Origin of the sequence: Aeromicrobium sp. Root344, assembly GCF_001425755.1 — a bacterium.
In the GTDB taxonomy this organism is placed as follows: domain Bacteria; phylum Actinomycetota; class Actinomycetes; order Propionibacteriales; family Nocardioidaceae; genus Aeromicrobium.
On record NZ_LMDH01000001.1, the window covers coordinates 2,352,019 to 2,364,542 of the forward strand.

Annotated in this window: 15 protein-coding genes and 1 tRNA gene; 8 read left to right on the forward strand and 8 right to left on the reverse strand. The window is 69.4% G+C overall.

The window, feature by feature from the left end; genetic code table 11:
* Positions 1-5: 5 nt before the first annotated feature.
* Positions 6-374 (reverse strand): winged helix-turn-helix transcriptional regulator, encoded by a 369-nt coding sequence (locus ASC61_RS11500; protein ID WP_056212015.1) that lies wholly within the window; start codon positions 372-374, stop codon positions 6-8.
* 89 nt (positions 375-463) lie between these two features.
* On the opposite strand from ASC61_RS11500, the gene ASC61_RS11505 reads away from it, so the two are divergent.
* Positions 464-865: a nuclear transport factor 2 family protein gene (locus ASC61_RS11505; protein WP_056212017.1), complete on the forward strand. Its 402-nt coding sequence runs from the start codon at positions 464-466 to the stop codon at positions 863-865.
* On the opposite strand, the gene ASC61_RS11510 is transcribed toward ASC61_RS11505, so the two are convergent.
* Positions 862-1,743 carry a helix-turn-helix domain-containing protein gene (locus ASC61_RS11510; RefSeq protein ID WP_056215596.1) on the reverse strand — a complete coding sequence of 294 codons (882 nt, stop codon included), beginning with the start codon at positions 1,741-1,743 and terminating at the stop codon, positions 862-864. The genes ASC61_RS11505 and ASC61_RS11510 overlap by 4 nt on opposite strands.
* Positions 1,744-1,831: 88 nt before the next feature.
* Here ASC61_RS11510 and ASC61_RS11515 point away from each other — a divergent pair, with 88 nt between their 5' ends.
* Together ASC61_RS11515 and ASC61_RS11520 are read left to right on the forward strand one after the other, a co-directional pair.
* The gene (locus ASC61_RS11515) at positions 1,832-2,635 is read left to right on the forward strand and encodes an MBL fold metallo-hydrolase (RefSeq protein ID WP_056212019.1); all 804 of its coding nucleotides are present in this window, start codon (positions 1,832-1,834) and stop codon (positions 2,633-2,635) included.
* On the forward strand, positions 2,626-3,033 hold the full coding sequence (locus tag ASC61_RS11520; protein WP_056212021.1) for a nuclear transport factor 2 family protein: 408 nt from the start codon (positions 2,626-2,628) through the stop codon (positions 3,031-3,033). The genes ASC61_RS11515 and ASC61_RS11520 overlap by 10 nt, the downstream gene beginning before the upstream one ends.
* A 13-nt stretch (positions 3,034-3,046) precedes the next feature.
* Here ASC61_RS11520 and ASC61_RS11525 read toward each other — a convergent pair whose 3' ends face one another.
* Entirely contained in the window at positions 3,047-3,748 is a 702-nt protein-coding gene (locus ASC61_RS11525) for an EthD domain-containing protein (protein ID WP_056212022.1), read from the reverse strand.
* An 8-nt stretch (positions 3,749-3,756) separates the two neighbouring features.
* Positions 3,757-4,248 carry a MarR family winged helix-turn-helix transcriptional regulator gene (locus ASC61_RS11530; protein ID WP_082530615.1) on the reverse strand — a complete coding sequence of 164 codons (492 nt, stop codon included), beginning with the start codon at positions 4,246-4,248 and terminating at the stop codon, positions 3,757-3,759.
* A 138-nt stretch (positions 4,249-4,386) separates the two neighbouring features.
* Here ASC61_RS11530 and ASC61_RS11535 point away from each other — a divergent pair, with 138 nt between their 5' ends.
* Positions 4,387-5,874, forward strand: coding sequence for an MFS transporter (locus tag ASC61_RS11535; protein WP_082530616.1), 1,488 nt, complete (start codon positions 4,387-4,389; stop codon positions 5,872-5,874).
* Positions 5,875-5,935: 61 nt separating this feature from the next.
* Here ASC61_RS11535 and ASC61_RS11540 read toward each other — a convergent pair whose 3' ends face one another.
* The 3 genes from ASC61_RS11540 to ASC61_RS11550 all read right to left on the reverse strand — a co-directional run bounded on the left by ASC61_RS11540 (position 5,936) and on the right by ASC61_RS11550 (position 9,072).
* Positions 5,936-6,400, reverse strand: coding sequence for a hypothetical protein (locus tag ASC61_RS11540; RefSeq protein WP_056215602.1), 465 nt, complete (start codon positions 6,398-6,400; stop codon positions 5,936-5,938).
* Complete coding sequence (locus ASC61_RS11545) at positions 6,400-8,904, reverse strand: molybdopterin oxidoreductase family protein (protein WP_056212024.1); 2,505 nt, start codon at positions 8,902-8,904, stop codon at positions 6,400-6,402. Before ASC61_RS11545 ends, ASC61_RS11540 begins: the two co-directional genes overlap by 1 nt.
* 94 nt (positions 8,905-8,998) lie before the next feature.
* Positions 8,999-9,072 (reverse strand) — tRNA-Arg (locus ASC61_RS11550).
* 94 nt (positions 9,073-9,166) lie between these two features.
* Here ASC61_RS11550 and ASC61_RS11555 point away from each other — a divergent pair.
* The 4 genes from ASC61_RS11555 to ASC61_RS11570 all read left to right on the forward strand — a co-directional run bounded on the left by ASC61_RS11555 (position 9,167) and on the right by ASC61_RS11570 (position 12,092).
* Positions 9,167-10,105, forward strand: coding sequence for an extracellular catalytic domain type 1 short-chain-length polyhydroxyalkanoate depolymerase (locus tag ASC61_RS11555; RefSeq protein WP_157439464.1), 939 nt, complete (start codon positions 9,167-9,169; stop codon positions 10,103-10,105).
* 4 nt (positions 10,106-10,109) lie between these two features.
* On the forward strand, positions 10,110-10,886 hold the full coding sequence (locus ASC61_RS11560; RefSeq protein WP_056212027.1) for an HAD-IIA family hydrolase: 777 nt from the start codon (positions 10,110-10,112) through the stop codon (positions 10,884-10,886).
* A gap of 134 nt (positions 10,887-11,020) precedes the next feature.
* A complete protein-coding gene (locus tag ASC61_RS11565) occupies positions 11,021-11,917 on the forward strand; it encodes an NAD-dependent epimerase/dehydratase family protein (RefSeq protein WP_268750612.1) in 897 nt (298 codons plus the stop codon).
* The gene (locus tag ASC61_RS11570) at positions 11,904-12,092 is read left to right on the forward strand and encodes a hypothetical protein (protein WP_056212031.1); all 189 of its coding nucleotides are present in this window, start codon (positions 11,904-11,906) and stop codon (positions 12,090-12,092) included. Before ASC61_RS11565 ends, ASC61_RS11570 begins: the two co-directional genes overlap by 14 nt.
* Here the strand turns inward: ASC61_RS11570 and mscL are convergent.
* Complete coding sequence (gene mscL / locus ASC61_RS11575) at positions 12,089-12,487, reverse strand: large conductance mechanosensitive channel protein MscL (protein ID WP_056212033.1); 399 nt, start codon at positions 12,485-12,487, stop codon at positions 12,089-12,091. The two genes, ASC61_RS11570 and mscL, sit on opposite strands and share 4 nt — an antisense overlap.
* Between the last annotated feature and the right edge of the window lie 37 nt (positions 12,488-12,524).

Below are 12,524 nucleotides of genomic sequence, written 5' to 3' on the forward strand. Positions count from 1 at the left end.
CGGGCTCAGGACTGCTCGTCGTACGCCTCGCGCGCGGCCATGACGAGCTCGATGTTGGTCTCGGCCCAGGCGCTCAGCGCCAGCAGCGGTGTGTGCAGCGTGCGGCCGAGAGGAGTCAGCTCGTACTCGACGCGCGGCGGCATCTCGGCGTAGGCGTGCCGGGCGACGAGCCCGTCACGCTCCAGGTCGCGCAGCGTCTCGGTCAGCACCTTGCCGCTGATGCCCTGAACCGTGGCGCGGAGGTCGCCGAAGCGCAGCCGTTCCTTGCCGAGTGCGATGACGATCATGGCGGTCCACTTGTTGGCGATCCGGGCCAAGGACGTGCGTGAGGGGCAGGTCGCCGTCATCACGTTGAAGTCCGGATGCTGTGACATGGGCCACACCGCCTTTTCGTTACGTTGAGGTAACTGGTTACCAAAAGTGAGTATAGGGCTTCCAGTCATCCACAGAAGGAGCCGCACCCATGGCAACCACCACCACCGCTCGTACGTACGCCGAAGCCCTCACCGCCAAGGACTTCGCCACCGTCGCCGGCCTGTTCGCCGACGACGTCGTCTGGCACCAGCCCGGCTCTCACCGGTTCGCGGGTACGTTCCGCGGTCAGGCCGCGGTCAACGGTCACCTCGGCGCGCTGATGGGAGCGTCGCAGGGCACGTTCGAGCTGGCCGTGATCGGCGACCCGATGATCAACGGCGACCTCGCCGCGATGCAGGTCGAGTTCGGCGCACAGCGCGACGGCGCCACGATGTCGATGCGCGGCGTCGACATCGTCCGGGTCGAGGGTGACCGGATCGCCGAGGTGTGGCTCTACTCGGCAGACCAGCAGGCAGAGGACGAGTTCTGGGGTGCACCCGACGCGGGCTAGCCGGCCTTGCGGAAGGCTCCGGGCGTGATGCCCGCCCGGGCGCGGAAGTACGCCGAGAAGTTCGACGGGTCGTCGAAGCCCAACCGCTCGGCGATCTCGGCCACGGGCGCCTCGCCGTGGCTCAGCAGCCGCTTGGCCTCGAGCACGACCCGCTCGTCGATGAGCTGCTTGGCCGACCGGCCGGTGTGCGCCCGCGCCAGCCGGTTGAGGGTCCGCGGCGAGTAGCCGAGCCGTTCCGCGTAGTGCGTCACCTGGTGCCACTCGCTGAACCGCCGGTCGATCTCGTCGCGGAACCAGATGTACGCCTCGTGGGTCGCGGTGGGCCCAGCCGTCCGGTCGGCGGGCTGGGCGAGTGCCAGCTGGGTCAGCAGCGCACCCGTGGCGTGGGCGAGGGCGGCGTCGCGCAGGCCGGCGCTCGCGGCTGCCGCCTGCTGTCCGCAGGCGATGAGCAGCTCCCAGGCCGCGTCGACCGGCGACTCCTTGATCACGGTGGCCGGCCAGACGTTGGGGATCGTCGTGCCCGAGGCCCGCACGAGCTCGCGGGTGTGGTCGTCGACCGCGTGCGCGGCGAACAGCACGCTGGGTCCGTCGATGTCGTCGATGCGGCCCCACTGGTGCATCTGGCCGGCTCGCACCCACAGCACGTCGCCGGGCTCCAGGACATATGCGGTGAAGTCGACGGTGTGGGTGGCGCTGCCCTCGTCGATGCGGAGCAGCATGTCGAAGTCGAGGCGCTGCGGGGTGAGGAACTCCGCGGGTCCGCCGCGCACGCGCATGCGTTCGAGATCGAGCACCTCGATGGCGCCGACCTCGGGGGTCGGCGGGTCGAACTGCACCGGCCGGATGTCCGATGACGCAGCGTGTCCGGTTTTCACCATGGAGTGTCCCGTCGTGACCGTGTGCGGCGAGTCGTACACGCCTATTTTTACAGGTGACAGCCACAGTTCACCACAGATCGGAACCCTCATGACCCTCACCTACACCGTGTTCGACGCGGCACCGGGCTCGCTCAACAAGACCAGCGTCGTCGTCAGCGGCGATACCGAGGCGCTCGTCGTCGACGCCGGGTTCACCCGTGCCGACGGCCACCGCATCGTCGCCGAGGTCCTCGACTCCGGCAAGACCTTGACCCGCGTCGTGATCACCGCCGGCGACCCCGACTTCTACTTCGGCGCCGAGGTCATCGCCGACGCCTTCCCAGAGGCCACGTTCTCCGCGCCCGCTGACGTCATCGAGCACATCCAGCACTCGTACGAGGGCAAGCTCCAGGCGTGGGCCCACCTCGGCGCCAACCTGCCGACCCGGCTCGTCGACATCGCCGAGCTGACCGAGACCGTCCTGACGGTCGACGGCACGCAGATCGAGGTGCGCCGCGGCAGCGACCAGCTCGGCGACCGCGCCTGGTACCTGTTCGAGCCGGCCTCGCGCTCGCTCATCGGTGGCGTGCTGCTGTTCGAGGGCCTGCACGTGTGGACCGCCGACAGCGCCACCCCCGAGCTCCGCGCCGAGTGGGTCCGCGTGCTCGACGACCTGGAGGCCCTCGCCCCGGCGTACGTCGTCGCCGGTCACCGCGTCGCCGGCGCACCCACCGACCTGACCGCGATCACGCACACGCGCGACTACCTGCGGTTCTTCGAGCAGACGGTCACCGAGTCCGCCACCGCCGAGGATGCCAAGGGCAAGCTGCTCGCGGCCTACCCCGACGCCGGCCTCGTCATCGCCGCCGATCTCGGCACCAAGGTCGCCAAGGGTGAGATGACATGGGGCTGATCGACGAGGCGGCGCCCGCCCAGGTCGTACGCCGCCAGTACCTCGCGTCCGCCGCGGGTGACCTCGAGGCGCTGCGGGCGACCCTGGCACCCGACGTCGAGTGGACCGAGATGGCGGGGTTCCCGCTCGCCGGGACCTACCGGACCCCCACGGGTGTCACGAGCAGCGTCATGGAGAAGCTCGGTGCCGAGTGGGACGGCTGGGCGGCGCACGACGACACGTACGTCGTGGACGGCGAGAACGTCGTCGTGCTCGCGCGCTACACGGCGCAGCACAAGGGGACCGGCAAGCCGCTCGCCGTGCGCGTCGCCCACCACTTCATCGTGCGGGGCGGTCTCATCGTCCGCTTCGAGCAGTTCGTCGACACCGCACTCGTACGGGACGCCGCGACGGCCTGACCTGGCTCCGGGATCAGGATGACGCGAAGGGGGATCTCAGCAGGTAGCGGCTCGTCGGCACCGTGTCGATGTTGTCGGTCGCCCCGAATGCCGAAGTGCTGGCCACCATGCGCGTCATCCGGTCCTGGAGATCGGCGTCGTCCGCGGCGCCGAAGAAGGCATGCAGGTCCGTCGTCGCCGCGTCAGGGAACAGCTCCTCGACGATGCCGTCGATCGTCGGCGCGTCGGGGGTGAGCGCGCGGACCACGACGTTCTGGGTGTAGCCCGACGTCGCCTGGGTCTCGATCGCCACCGGCGTGTGGTCGACCTGCCATCGTGTCAGCCACGTGGCGCGGTCGAGCTCCGGAGGTCGCCGCAGCAGTGCGACGTTGGCGAAGCCGGGAGTCCGCTCTCCGAGCCGGTCGGGTGGCGGGATGGGCACCGACTCGGTCACGAGGTAGGCCGCGAGGGACTCGCATTGGTCGGCGAGCACCTCGACGGCTGCCGACACCTGCGGCCCGTACGACTGCTGCACCCAGAGGCCGATGACCGCGGCGACCGGTGGCGCGAGCGTCGTCAAGGTCATCAGCGAGTGGCGGACCGCACCGTCGCGGACGTTGACGGACAGACCCGCGACGCCCAGGTCGAGCAGCTCGTCGGCCACAGGTCCGCGGACCCGCTCGCACCACGGGTCGTCAGGCTGCTCGGCACGGAGCAGCACCACGACCTTTTCCATGGTGCGCCTCAGGCCGTGGTGGCGAGGGTGTCCGTGTCGGTCGCGATGCGACCCAGGAGGCGCATCAGCACGTCCCGGTCGGCCTTGCTCACGCCGTCGAGGGCGCGCGCCTCGGCCGCGTCACGGGCGGTCGCGAAGGTGGCGAACATGCGCCGGCCGGCCTCGGTGATCTGCGGGATGCGTACGCGACGGTCGGACGGGTCGACGGTGCGTACGATCAGCTCCTGTCGCTCGAGTCGGTCGAGCACCGAGATCAATGTCGTCTTGTCCACGCACACGACACGGCTCAGCTCGAGCTGCGTGCGCTGCTGCCCGTCCTCGAGAGCGGACAGGACGAGCCAGTCGCGGGCGTCGCTGAGGCCCATCTCGGCCGCGGCGTGGTCGAGGTAGATCGTCACCCGGTTGGTCGCGGCGTGGAGCAGGATTGTCAGGTCGGCGGGGTATGCCGCAGCACAAGCGGCGAGCGCCTGCGTCTCGGACTCGTGCAGCGAAGTTCCCATGACCGCAGGGTATCGCTACGTCAACATATGTTCAACGTCGGATAAGTCACACTCGGATCGTCTGGACTCGGATGATTGTGTCTCGTACGTTATGGGAGTCGATGAACGCCATCGCACCAGACCCATGAGGGACATCCCATGACAACTTCGATCCAGACCGAGACGCCCACGGGCGTCGACCCGCGTCGCTGGCTGGCGCTGGTCGTCATCGCCGTCGCGCAGCTGATAGTCGTGCTCGACGCGAGCATCGTGAACATCGCCCTGCCGTCCGCCCAGGACGCGCTCGGCATCTCCGACGCCAACCGCCAGTGGGTCGTCACCGCGTACGCCCTGGCGTTCGGCGGGCTGCTCCTCCTGGGGGGCCGCATCGCTGACTTCGTCGGCCGCAAGCGCGCCTTCATCATCGGCCTCGTCGGGTTCGGCGTCGCCTCTGCCATCGGTGGCCTCGCCCAGAACCAGGGCGAGCTCTTCTCCGCCCGCGCACTGCAGGGTGCGTTCGCCGCACTCATGGCGCCGGCTGCGCTCTCGCTCATCAGCGTGACGTTCACCGAGCCCAAGGAGCGGGCCAAGGCGTTCGGCGTCTACGGCGGCATCTCCGGTGGTGGCGCGGCCCTCGGCCTGATCCTCGGCGGCGTCCTCACCGAGTACGCCTCGTGGCGCTGGACCCTGCTGGTCAACACTCCGATCGCCATCGGCACGGCCGTGGCCGCTGCCATCCTCGTCCGTGAGAGTCGCGCCGAGGGCAAGCCTCGCTACGACATCCCCGGCGTCGTCACCAGCACGCTCGGCCTCGTCGCCCTCGTCTACGGCTTCACCAAGGCCAACGAGAGCGGCTGGTCGGCCACCAGCACGATCCTGCTGCTGGGTGCCGCCGTCGTCCTGCTCGTCTCGTTCGTCCTGATCGAGCGCAACACCGCCGAGCCGCTGCTTCCCACGCGGGTCTTCCTGGAGCGCAACCGCGCGGCGGCGTTCCTGGTGTCACTGCTGCTCGGACTCGCCCTGTTCGGCATGTTCCTGTTCCTCGTCTACTACATGCAGGGCACCCTGCAGTACTCCGCCGTGAAGTCCGGTCTCGCGTTCCTGCCCTTCAGCATCGGCGTCGTGGGCGGAGCGGGCGTGGCGAGCGCCCTGCTGCCCCGCGTCGGGCCGCGCCCGTTGATGGTGGGTGGCACGCTGGCTGCCGCGGTCGGCATGTTCCTCTTCGCGCAGATCACGGTCGACGGCAGCTACGTCACCACCGTGCTGCCCGCCCAGATCGTCATGAGCCTCGGCGTCGGACTCGCGTTCGTCGCGCTGTCGAGCACGGCGCTCATCGGGGTCGAGGACCACGACGCAGGCGTCGCCAGCGCGCTGGTCAACACCACCCAGCAGGTCGGTGGCTCGCTCGGCACCGCACTGCTCAACACGATCGCCGCCACGGCGACGACCAGCTACATCGCCGCCAACGGGGTCGCCAAGGCCGCCGACGGCGTGGTGCACGGCTACACGGTCGCCTTCAACTGGGGACTGGGCGCGCTGCTCCTGGCTGCCCTGTTGTCACTCGTGCTGGTGACCAAGCAGAGCCCGCCGGTCGCCGAGGGTGACGAGACGCCGTTCGAACACGCCGAGGAGCTCGTGGTCGTCTAGTCCCGCCGGCGCCACCGCCACCGAAGTCCCCCGCGAACACGCTTCGCGGGGGACTTCGGCGTCACGGAGCCACGATGAGGGCCTGCGGTGCGGCGGTCTTCATGCGCGTCTCGAGCCACCGCAGCTGCCGCTCGGTGTCCTGCTGTGACGTGGTTGCGACCTGGAGGAGCTCGTGGTCACGCAGGCCCTGGGCGCCCTGCGCGATGACGAGCCACGTGGACTTCACCAACGTGGCAAGGAGGTGGAGGTCCTGCAGGTCGCGCAGGAGCCCGATCTCGCCCTGCCTCACCTCGGCCACGCCGGACGCCCGCAGCCGCTCGGGTTCCTCGACGCTGTCGTCCTCGCCGTAGCGCTCGATGATCGGCTTCAGTTCGTCCCGATGGCCGTCGCTCATGGTCGCCAAGGTGTGCGACATGTGGAAGACGTCGTGCACATCGGGTCGCCCCGCAGCGAGCACCCGGAACGACTCGGCCAGGATCTGCTCGCTGTGATCGGCGAGCGCGACGTAGGTCGCCAGGTGCGGCATCACGCGTCCTCCTTCACCCGGCCGGATTGCTGAGCGGGATCGAGCGGGTAGCGGGGGACGTCGTCGAGCAGCCGGCTGGCGGTGGGTTCGCCGCCCTCGGTCGGCGGGACGCCCGTCTCCGCAGGGGCAGACGCCGCCGTCGTGGGCGCCTTCGACGGAGCATCGCCGTCACGCACCTTCACGACCCGGCAGGCCGCGGTCTTGAAGTAGGGCTGCTTCGAGACCGGGTCCCAGATCGTCATCGTCAGCTCGTTGGCCTGGCCGGTGAGCCCGTCGGCGGCCAGCTGCTCCAGGTCCCAGGTCCCGTAGTGGAACGGTGCGAACACCGCGCCCGGCATGACGGCGCCGACGCGAGCCTTCACCTCGATCGCGCCTCGCGGTGACTCGACGCGTACGACATCACCCTCAGCGATGCCGAGCTCGCCCGCGTCCTGCTCGGACAGCTCGACCCACGGCTCCGGCGCCGCGTCGCGCAACGAGCGCGAGCGACCGGTCTTGGTGCGGGTGTGGAACTGATAGACCGTCCGTCCGGTGGTGAACAGCAACGGGAAGTCGTCTGAAGGTTCCTCGTGCGGTGGTGAGTACGCCGCTCCCTTGAGGAACGCCCGGCCGGCCGGCGCCATCGCGCGGTGCTCCTGCTCGCTGACCGAGCCGCCGGTCAGCAGGTCGTGCCCGTACGTCTCGCAGACGTCGGTGTCCGTGGGGAAGACCGCGTCGGCATAGAGGCGATCGGTGCCGTCCGGGGCCTCGTCGTTGACCGGCCACGGAATGCCGGAGGGTCCACGCAGCCTGTCGTACGACAGCCCGGTGTAGTCGACGTGGCGGCCACGGGTGGCCTCGCGCCACGCGTCGAAGGCCTGCTCCGGCGTCCGCCACGTGACGAGCGGGTCGCCGTCCTGATCGGTGAAGCCCATCGCGTCGGCATACATGAGCAGGATCTCGAGATCGCTCCTGGCGTCGCCGGGCGGTTCCACGGCCTGCTCCGAGAGGTGCACCGTGCGGTTGACGTTGGTGAAGGTCCCGGTCTTCTCGCCCCACCCTGCAGCCGGGAGCACGACGTCGGCCAGCTGCGCCGTCTCGGTGAGGAACAGGTCCTGCACGACCACGAAGCACTGGTCGCCGCCGAGGATCTTGCGGATCCGGGCCGTCTCGGGCATCGACACCGCAGGGTTGGTCGCCGAGATCCACAGCAGTCCGATCGAGCCGTGCTCGGCGTAGCTGAAGATCTGCATCGCGTGGGTCGGCGGCGCCCAGTGCGGGATCGTCATCGGATCCACGTTCCAGAGCTCGGCGAGCTCCTGCACGTGGGCCGGGTTCTCCCAGTTGCGGAACCCGGTGAGGTCGCCGTCCGCGCCGCACTCGCGATTGTTCTGGGCCGTGGGCTGTCCGTTCATCTGGAGGACCCCGGCGCCCGGCCGGCCGATCTGGCCGCGCAGCAGGTGCAGGTTGTTGACCGCGACCGACGAGGCGGTCGCCTGGTGCGACTGGTAGAAGCCCTGCAGGACCGTGGAGAGCACGGACTCGCTCTCGCCGAAGATCCGGGCAGCCCGCCGCAGCTCGTCGGCCGGCACGCCGCAGATCTCTTCGACCTTCTCCGGGGTGTACGGCTCGACGACGGACCGCAGGTCGTCGACGCCGATCGTGTGGGCGGCGACCCAGTCGTGGTCGACCCAGTCGTTGGCGAAGAGCTCGCGCGTGAGTCCGTTCATCAGTGCCAGGTTGCTGCCCACCCGCGGCGTCAGGTGCACGCCGCCGGTGCGCACGGCCTCTTCGGCGACGGGCGTACGCCGGGGGTCCACGCACACGAGGCGCGGCGGATCCGGCCCGCGCGTACGGTCGAGGATCCGCGCCCACAGCACGGTCTGGGTCTCGGCCATGTTGTGGCCGTACAGGAAGATCGCGTCGGCGTGCTCGATGTCGGTGTACGAACCGGGCTGGCCGTCGGCGCCGAACGACTCCTTGAACGCCGCCGCGGCGGTCGCCGTGCACAGCCGCGTGTTGCCGTCCATGTGCGGCGTGCCGAGCCCGGCCTTGCCGATCACCGCGAGGGTGTAGTACTCCTCGATGAACAGCTGCCCCGAGGTGTAGAACCCGTGCGACAGCGGACCCTTCTCCTCGAGCAGTCGTTTCGACGTGCGGACGATCCGCTCCATGGCGGTGTCCCAGTCGGTCTCCACGAGCTGTCCGCCCTCGCGGACCATCGGGCTGGTCAGCCGGTCCGGTGACGAGGCCCAGGGCGTGCTGCCGTACAGCCCCTTGGGGCCCAGCCGGCCGTGGTTGACCACGTCGGTGGCGCGGCCCCGGACGCCCACCATCCGGCCGTCCTTCACGGCGATGTCGCAGGCACAGCCGTTGCTGCAGAGCACGCACGCGGACTGCACCCATCGTTCGACGTCGGCCTCGGCGATGCCCGCGTCCAGGTGCTGGTCGACCCGAGCAGGCCACACGGTGCCCTTGGCGTGCGGGGTGCGGGGGCCCCACGGGTCGGCGATGCGATCGTTCATGTCGTGTCTCCCCAAGCCGTGACCCGGCACGTGCTTGTGAGAGAGGACTGCCCGCTCGGGGCTGCGCCCAAACGCGTACGGAGGAACGGCGTTGTGCCCCCGACAGGAATCGAACCTGTGGCCTACCGCTTAGGAGGCGGTCGCTCTATCCGACTGAGCTACGGGGGCGTGAGGACTCAGGTTATCCAGTCTTGGTACCAACCCATACGATCGCCTCTATGTGCCATCACCTCAGACGCCTGTGCGCCACAGGGTCCGGGCAGTGAGGCGGCTCCTCGTCCTCGCCGCGATCGTGGCACTTCTCGCAACGGGGATGGCTTCGTGCGGCACGGCCGAGACGATCCGCAAGCCGGGAGACGAGTGCACACCGGCCAGGTCGCTCCCCAGCGGCTCCACGCAGCGCACGATCGAGTCCGGCGGTCAGTTGCGGCACTACCTGATCCACGTGCCGCCCGGCTACGACGGGTCGACCAGGACCCCGCTCGTGCTGTTGTTCCACGGCCTCGGCGGCACGCCGCAGGGCGTCATCGACACGACGAGCATGGCCGCACTGGCCGACAAGAACAATGCGATCCTCGTGGCGCCGCTCGCCCGGGGCCGCATCACGGAGTGGGACTTCAAGACGCCCATCAGCCAGCCGACCTCCGACCTGGCCTTCGTCCGCAACCTCGTCAAGGAGGTCAAGTCCGACGGCTGCATCGACGCCTCGCGGGTCTACGCCGCCGGATTCTCCAACGGCTCGGTGCTCGCGCTCGCCCTGGCGTGCGACGGGTCGACGAAGTTCGCCGCGTACGGCGCGGTCTCCGGCCCCTACTGGAACAGCTCGTGCCAGTCGTCCCCGCCGGCGTCGATCATCTACTTCCACGGACTCGAGGACAAGACCGTCCCGTATGCGGGCGCCGACACCGTGATCGGACCGCTGCCGCCGGTCAACGAGGTCATGGCGAGCTGGGCCGCGCACGACAGCTGCCCGGCGGCCAGCGCGACGACGACGGTGTCCCAGCACGTCCGGCACTTCACGTGGAGCACGTGCAAGAAGGGTTCAGACGTCAACGTGTACGTCGTCGACAACGGCGGTCATCGGTGGCCCGGCGGCAAGCCGGCGTCCTCAGGTCGCGTGTCGGGCGTCATGACCCAGGAGATCGACGCCAGCAGCCTGATCTGGCAATTCTTCGATCAGCACACCGCTGGTGGACAATAGGGGCATGACCAAGCCCATCGAGACATGGCTGACCGACATGGACGGCGTTCTCGTGCACGAGGAGAAGGCGATCCCCGGGGCGGCCGACTTCATCGCCCGTCTGACCGAGACGGGGCGCAAGTTCCTCGTCCTGACGAACAACTCGATCTTCACCCCGCGAGACCTCTGCGCACGGCTGCGCGTCGCGGGCATCGACCTGCCCGAGTCGGCGATCTGGACGTCGGCGCTGGCCACCGCCAAGTTCCTGAGTGAGCAGCGTCCCGAGGGCACCGCCTACGTCATCGGCGAGGCCGGCATGACGACGGCGCTCCACAACGTCGGCTACATCATGACGAGCCGTGAGCCCGACTACGTCGTGCTCGGTGAGACCCGGACTTACTCGTTCGAGGCCATCACCCGCGCGATCCAGCTGATCGAGAACGGTGCACGCTTCATCGCGACCAACCCCGATCCGACGGGCCCGTCGCCCGGAGGATCGCTGCCGGCCACCGGCTCGGTCGCGGCCCTGATCACCAAGGCGACCGGCGTGGAGCCCTACTTCGTGGGCAAGCCCAACCCGCTGATGATGCGCAGCGCCCTCAACCAGATCGAGGGACACTCCGAGACGACGGTCATGATCGGGGACCGCATGGACACCGACGTGCTCTCGGGCCTCGAGGCGGGTCTGCGGACGTTCCTGGTGCTCACCGGGTCGACCGCGCCGGGCCAGATCGAGCGCTTCCCGTTCCGTCCGACCCAGGTCTTCGACTCGATCGCCGACATCGTCCCCCTGGTCCAGTAACCGCGAAGTTACCAAGGGGTAACGCGCCGGCCGCCAGAATTGTTATCCTTTCGTAATCTCCGGCGGGCCCACAGGCCCCGACCGGGGATTCCCCTGGCGGATGGTGCCGGGGGATCCTCCACCAGGGAGAGAACGTGAAGGTTTTCCTCACGGGTGCGAGCGGAGTCATGGGCCGATCGTCCATCGCCGCGTTGCACCTCGCGGGCCACGACGTCGTGGGCCTCGCGCGTACGCCCCAGAGCGCCGCGCTGATCGCCGCGACCGGCGCCGAGCCGTGCCTCGGCGACGTGTTCGACCTCGACGCGATGGCCGCCGGCATGCAGGGCTGCGACGCGGTCGCCAACCTCGCGACCAAGGTGCCAGTCGGCACCGGCGCCCTGCGCCCGAGATCGCTCAAGGCGATCGACCGGATCCGGCTGCACGGGTCGCGGGTCGTCGCTGAGGCAGCGCAGCGTGCGGGCGTCGAGCGCATCATCCAGCAGAGCCTCAGCTTCATGTATGCCGACCTCGACGACGAGTGGATCGACGAGCACAGTCCCGTCGACGTGACCCACGCGACCGAGCCCGTCGTCGTCGCCGAGGGCAACGTCAAGGCGATCGAGGCGGCCGGAGGCACCGCGGTCAGCCTGCGGTTCGGCCTCATCACCGGCAACGACCCCAACTCCGCGTGGTTGTTCCGGCGCGCGGCGGCCGGGCGGGCGATCGGCCTCGGCGCTGAGTTGTCGTGGATGCACGTCATCCATCCCGACGACGTCGGATCGGCGGTCGTGCACGCGCTGACCGCGCCGGGCGGGGTCTACAACGTCGGGGCTGAGCCGGTGCAGCGTCGCGACTACGTCGACACGATCGCGATGGCCGCCGGCCGGCGGCACGGTCACTTCCTGCCGGGGTGGGTCCTGCGGCTCGGCGGCGAGAAGCTGGAGATCCTCACTCGTTCGCAGCGGGTCAGCTCACAGCTGTTCAGCGACCGCACCGGCTGGCATCCCTATCACCCCAAGCTCACGCCGGACTGGTTCGATGACCTCGTCTGAGCGTCCCGCCCAGCTCAGCAAGCACGAGCGGGAGCGCCGGCGGAGGGCCGCCGAGCTGCTCGGCGACCTGCTCCCCGACACGACGCGCGACGAGACCTCAGAGGGCTGGGGAGAGAAGGAGTCGTCGTCCCGCGACGACGACTACCTCCGCGACGTCCCGCCCCATCACGGCTAGGGGCGACGCAGCAGCGCGTCCCTGATCTCGCGCAGGAGCGCGGTGTCCTCGGGCACGGCCTCGGGCTCGTCGGCACCAGGCCCGGGCTTGCGCATCGCCTGGAGCTTCTGCACCGGCACGACGATCGCGAAGTAGATGACGGCCATCGTCACGACGAAGACGATCAAGGCGTTGACGATCCCGCCGAGGTTGACGAACGTCGCCCCGCTGTCGGTGATCTGGAAGCCGAAGCCCTTGGAGTCTGCATCGCCACCGCCGACGCTGGCGACGATCGGCTTGACGAAGTTGTCTCCGAACGCCCCGACGAGCGTCGTGAACGCGACGCCGATCGCGATGCCGACGGCGAGGTCGACGACGTTGCCGCGCATCAGGAAGTCCTTGAAGCCCTTGATCATGGTGCCCCCTACAGGTTGGGTGTGAGTCACTCGACCC

Coding starts and splice junctions, on each gene's coding strand:
- ASC61_RS11500 (WP_056212015.1), bottom strand. CDS start 374: ATGTCACAGCATCCGGACTTCAACGTGATGACGGCGACCTGCCCCTCA.
- ASC61_RS11505 (WP_056212017.1), top strand. CDS start 464: ATGGCAACCACCACCACCGCTCGTACGTACGCCGAAGCCCTCACCGCC.
- ASC61_RS11510 (WP_056215596.1), bottom strand. CDS start 1,743: ATGGTGAAAACCGGACACGCTGCGTCATCGGACATCCGGCCGGTGCAG.
- ASC61_RS11515 (WP_056212019.1), top strand. CDS start 1,832: ATGACCCTCACCTACACCGTGTTCGACGCGGCACCGGGCTCGCTCAAC.
- ASC61_RS11520 (WP_056212021.1), top strand. CDS start 2,626: ATGGGGCTGATCGACGAGGCGGCGCCCGCCCAGGTCGTACGCCGCCAG.
- ASC61_RS11525 (WP_056212022.1), bottom strand. CDS start 3,748: ATGGAAAAGGTCGTGGTGCTGCTCCGTGCCGAGCAGCCTGACGACCCG.
- ASC61_RS11530 (WP_082530615.1), bottom strand. CDS start 4,248: ATGGGAACTTCGCTGCACGAGTCCGAGACGCAGGCGCTCGCCGCTTGT.
- ASC61_RS11535 (WP_082530616.1), top strand. CDS start 4,387: ATGACAACTTCGATCCAGACCGAGACGCCCACGGGCGTCGACCCGCGT.
- ASC61_RS11540 (WP_056215602.1), bottom strand. CDS start 6,400: ATGCCGCACCTGGCGACCTACGTCGCGCTCGCCGATCACAGCGAGCAG.
- ASC61_RS11545 (WP_056212024.1), bottom strand. CDS start 8,904: ATGAACGATCGCATCGCCGACCCGTGGGGCCCCCGCACCCCGCACGCC.
- ASC61_RS11560 (WP_056212027.1), top strand. CDS start 10,110: ATGACCAAGCCCATCGAGACATGGCTGACCGACATGGACGGCGTTCTC.
- ASC61_RS11570 (WP_056212031.1), top strand. CDS start 11,904: ATGACCTCGTCTGAGCGTCCCGCCCAGCTCAGCAAGCACGAGCGGGAG.
- mscL (WP_056212033.1), bottom strand. CDS start 12,487: ATGATCAAGGGCTTCAAGGACTTCCTGATGCGCGGCAACGTCGTCGAC.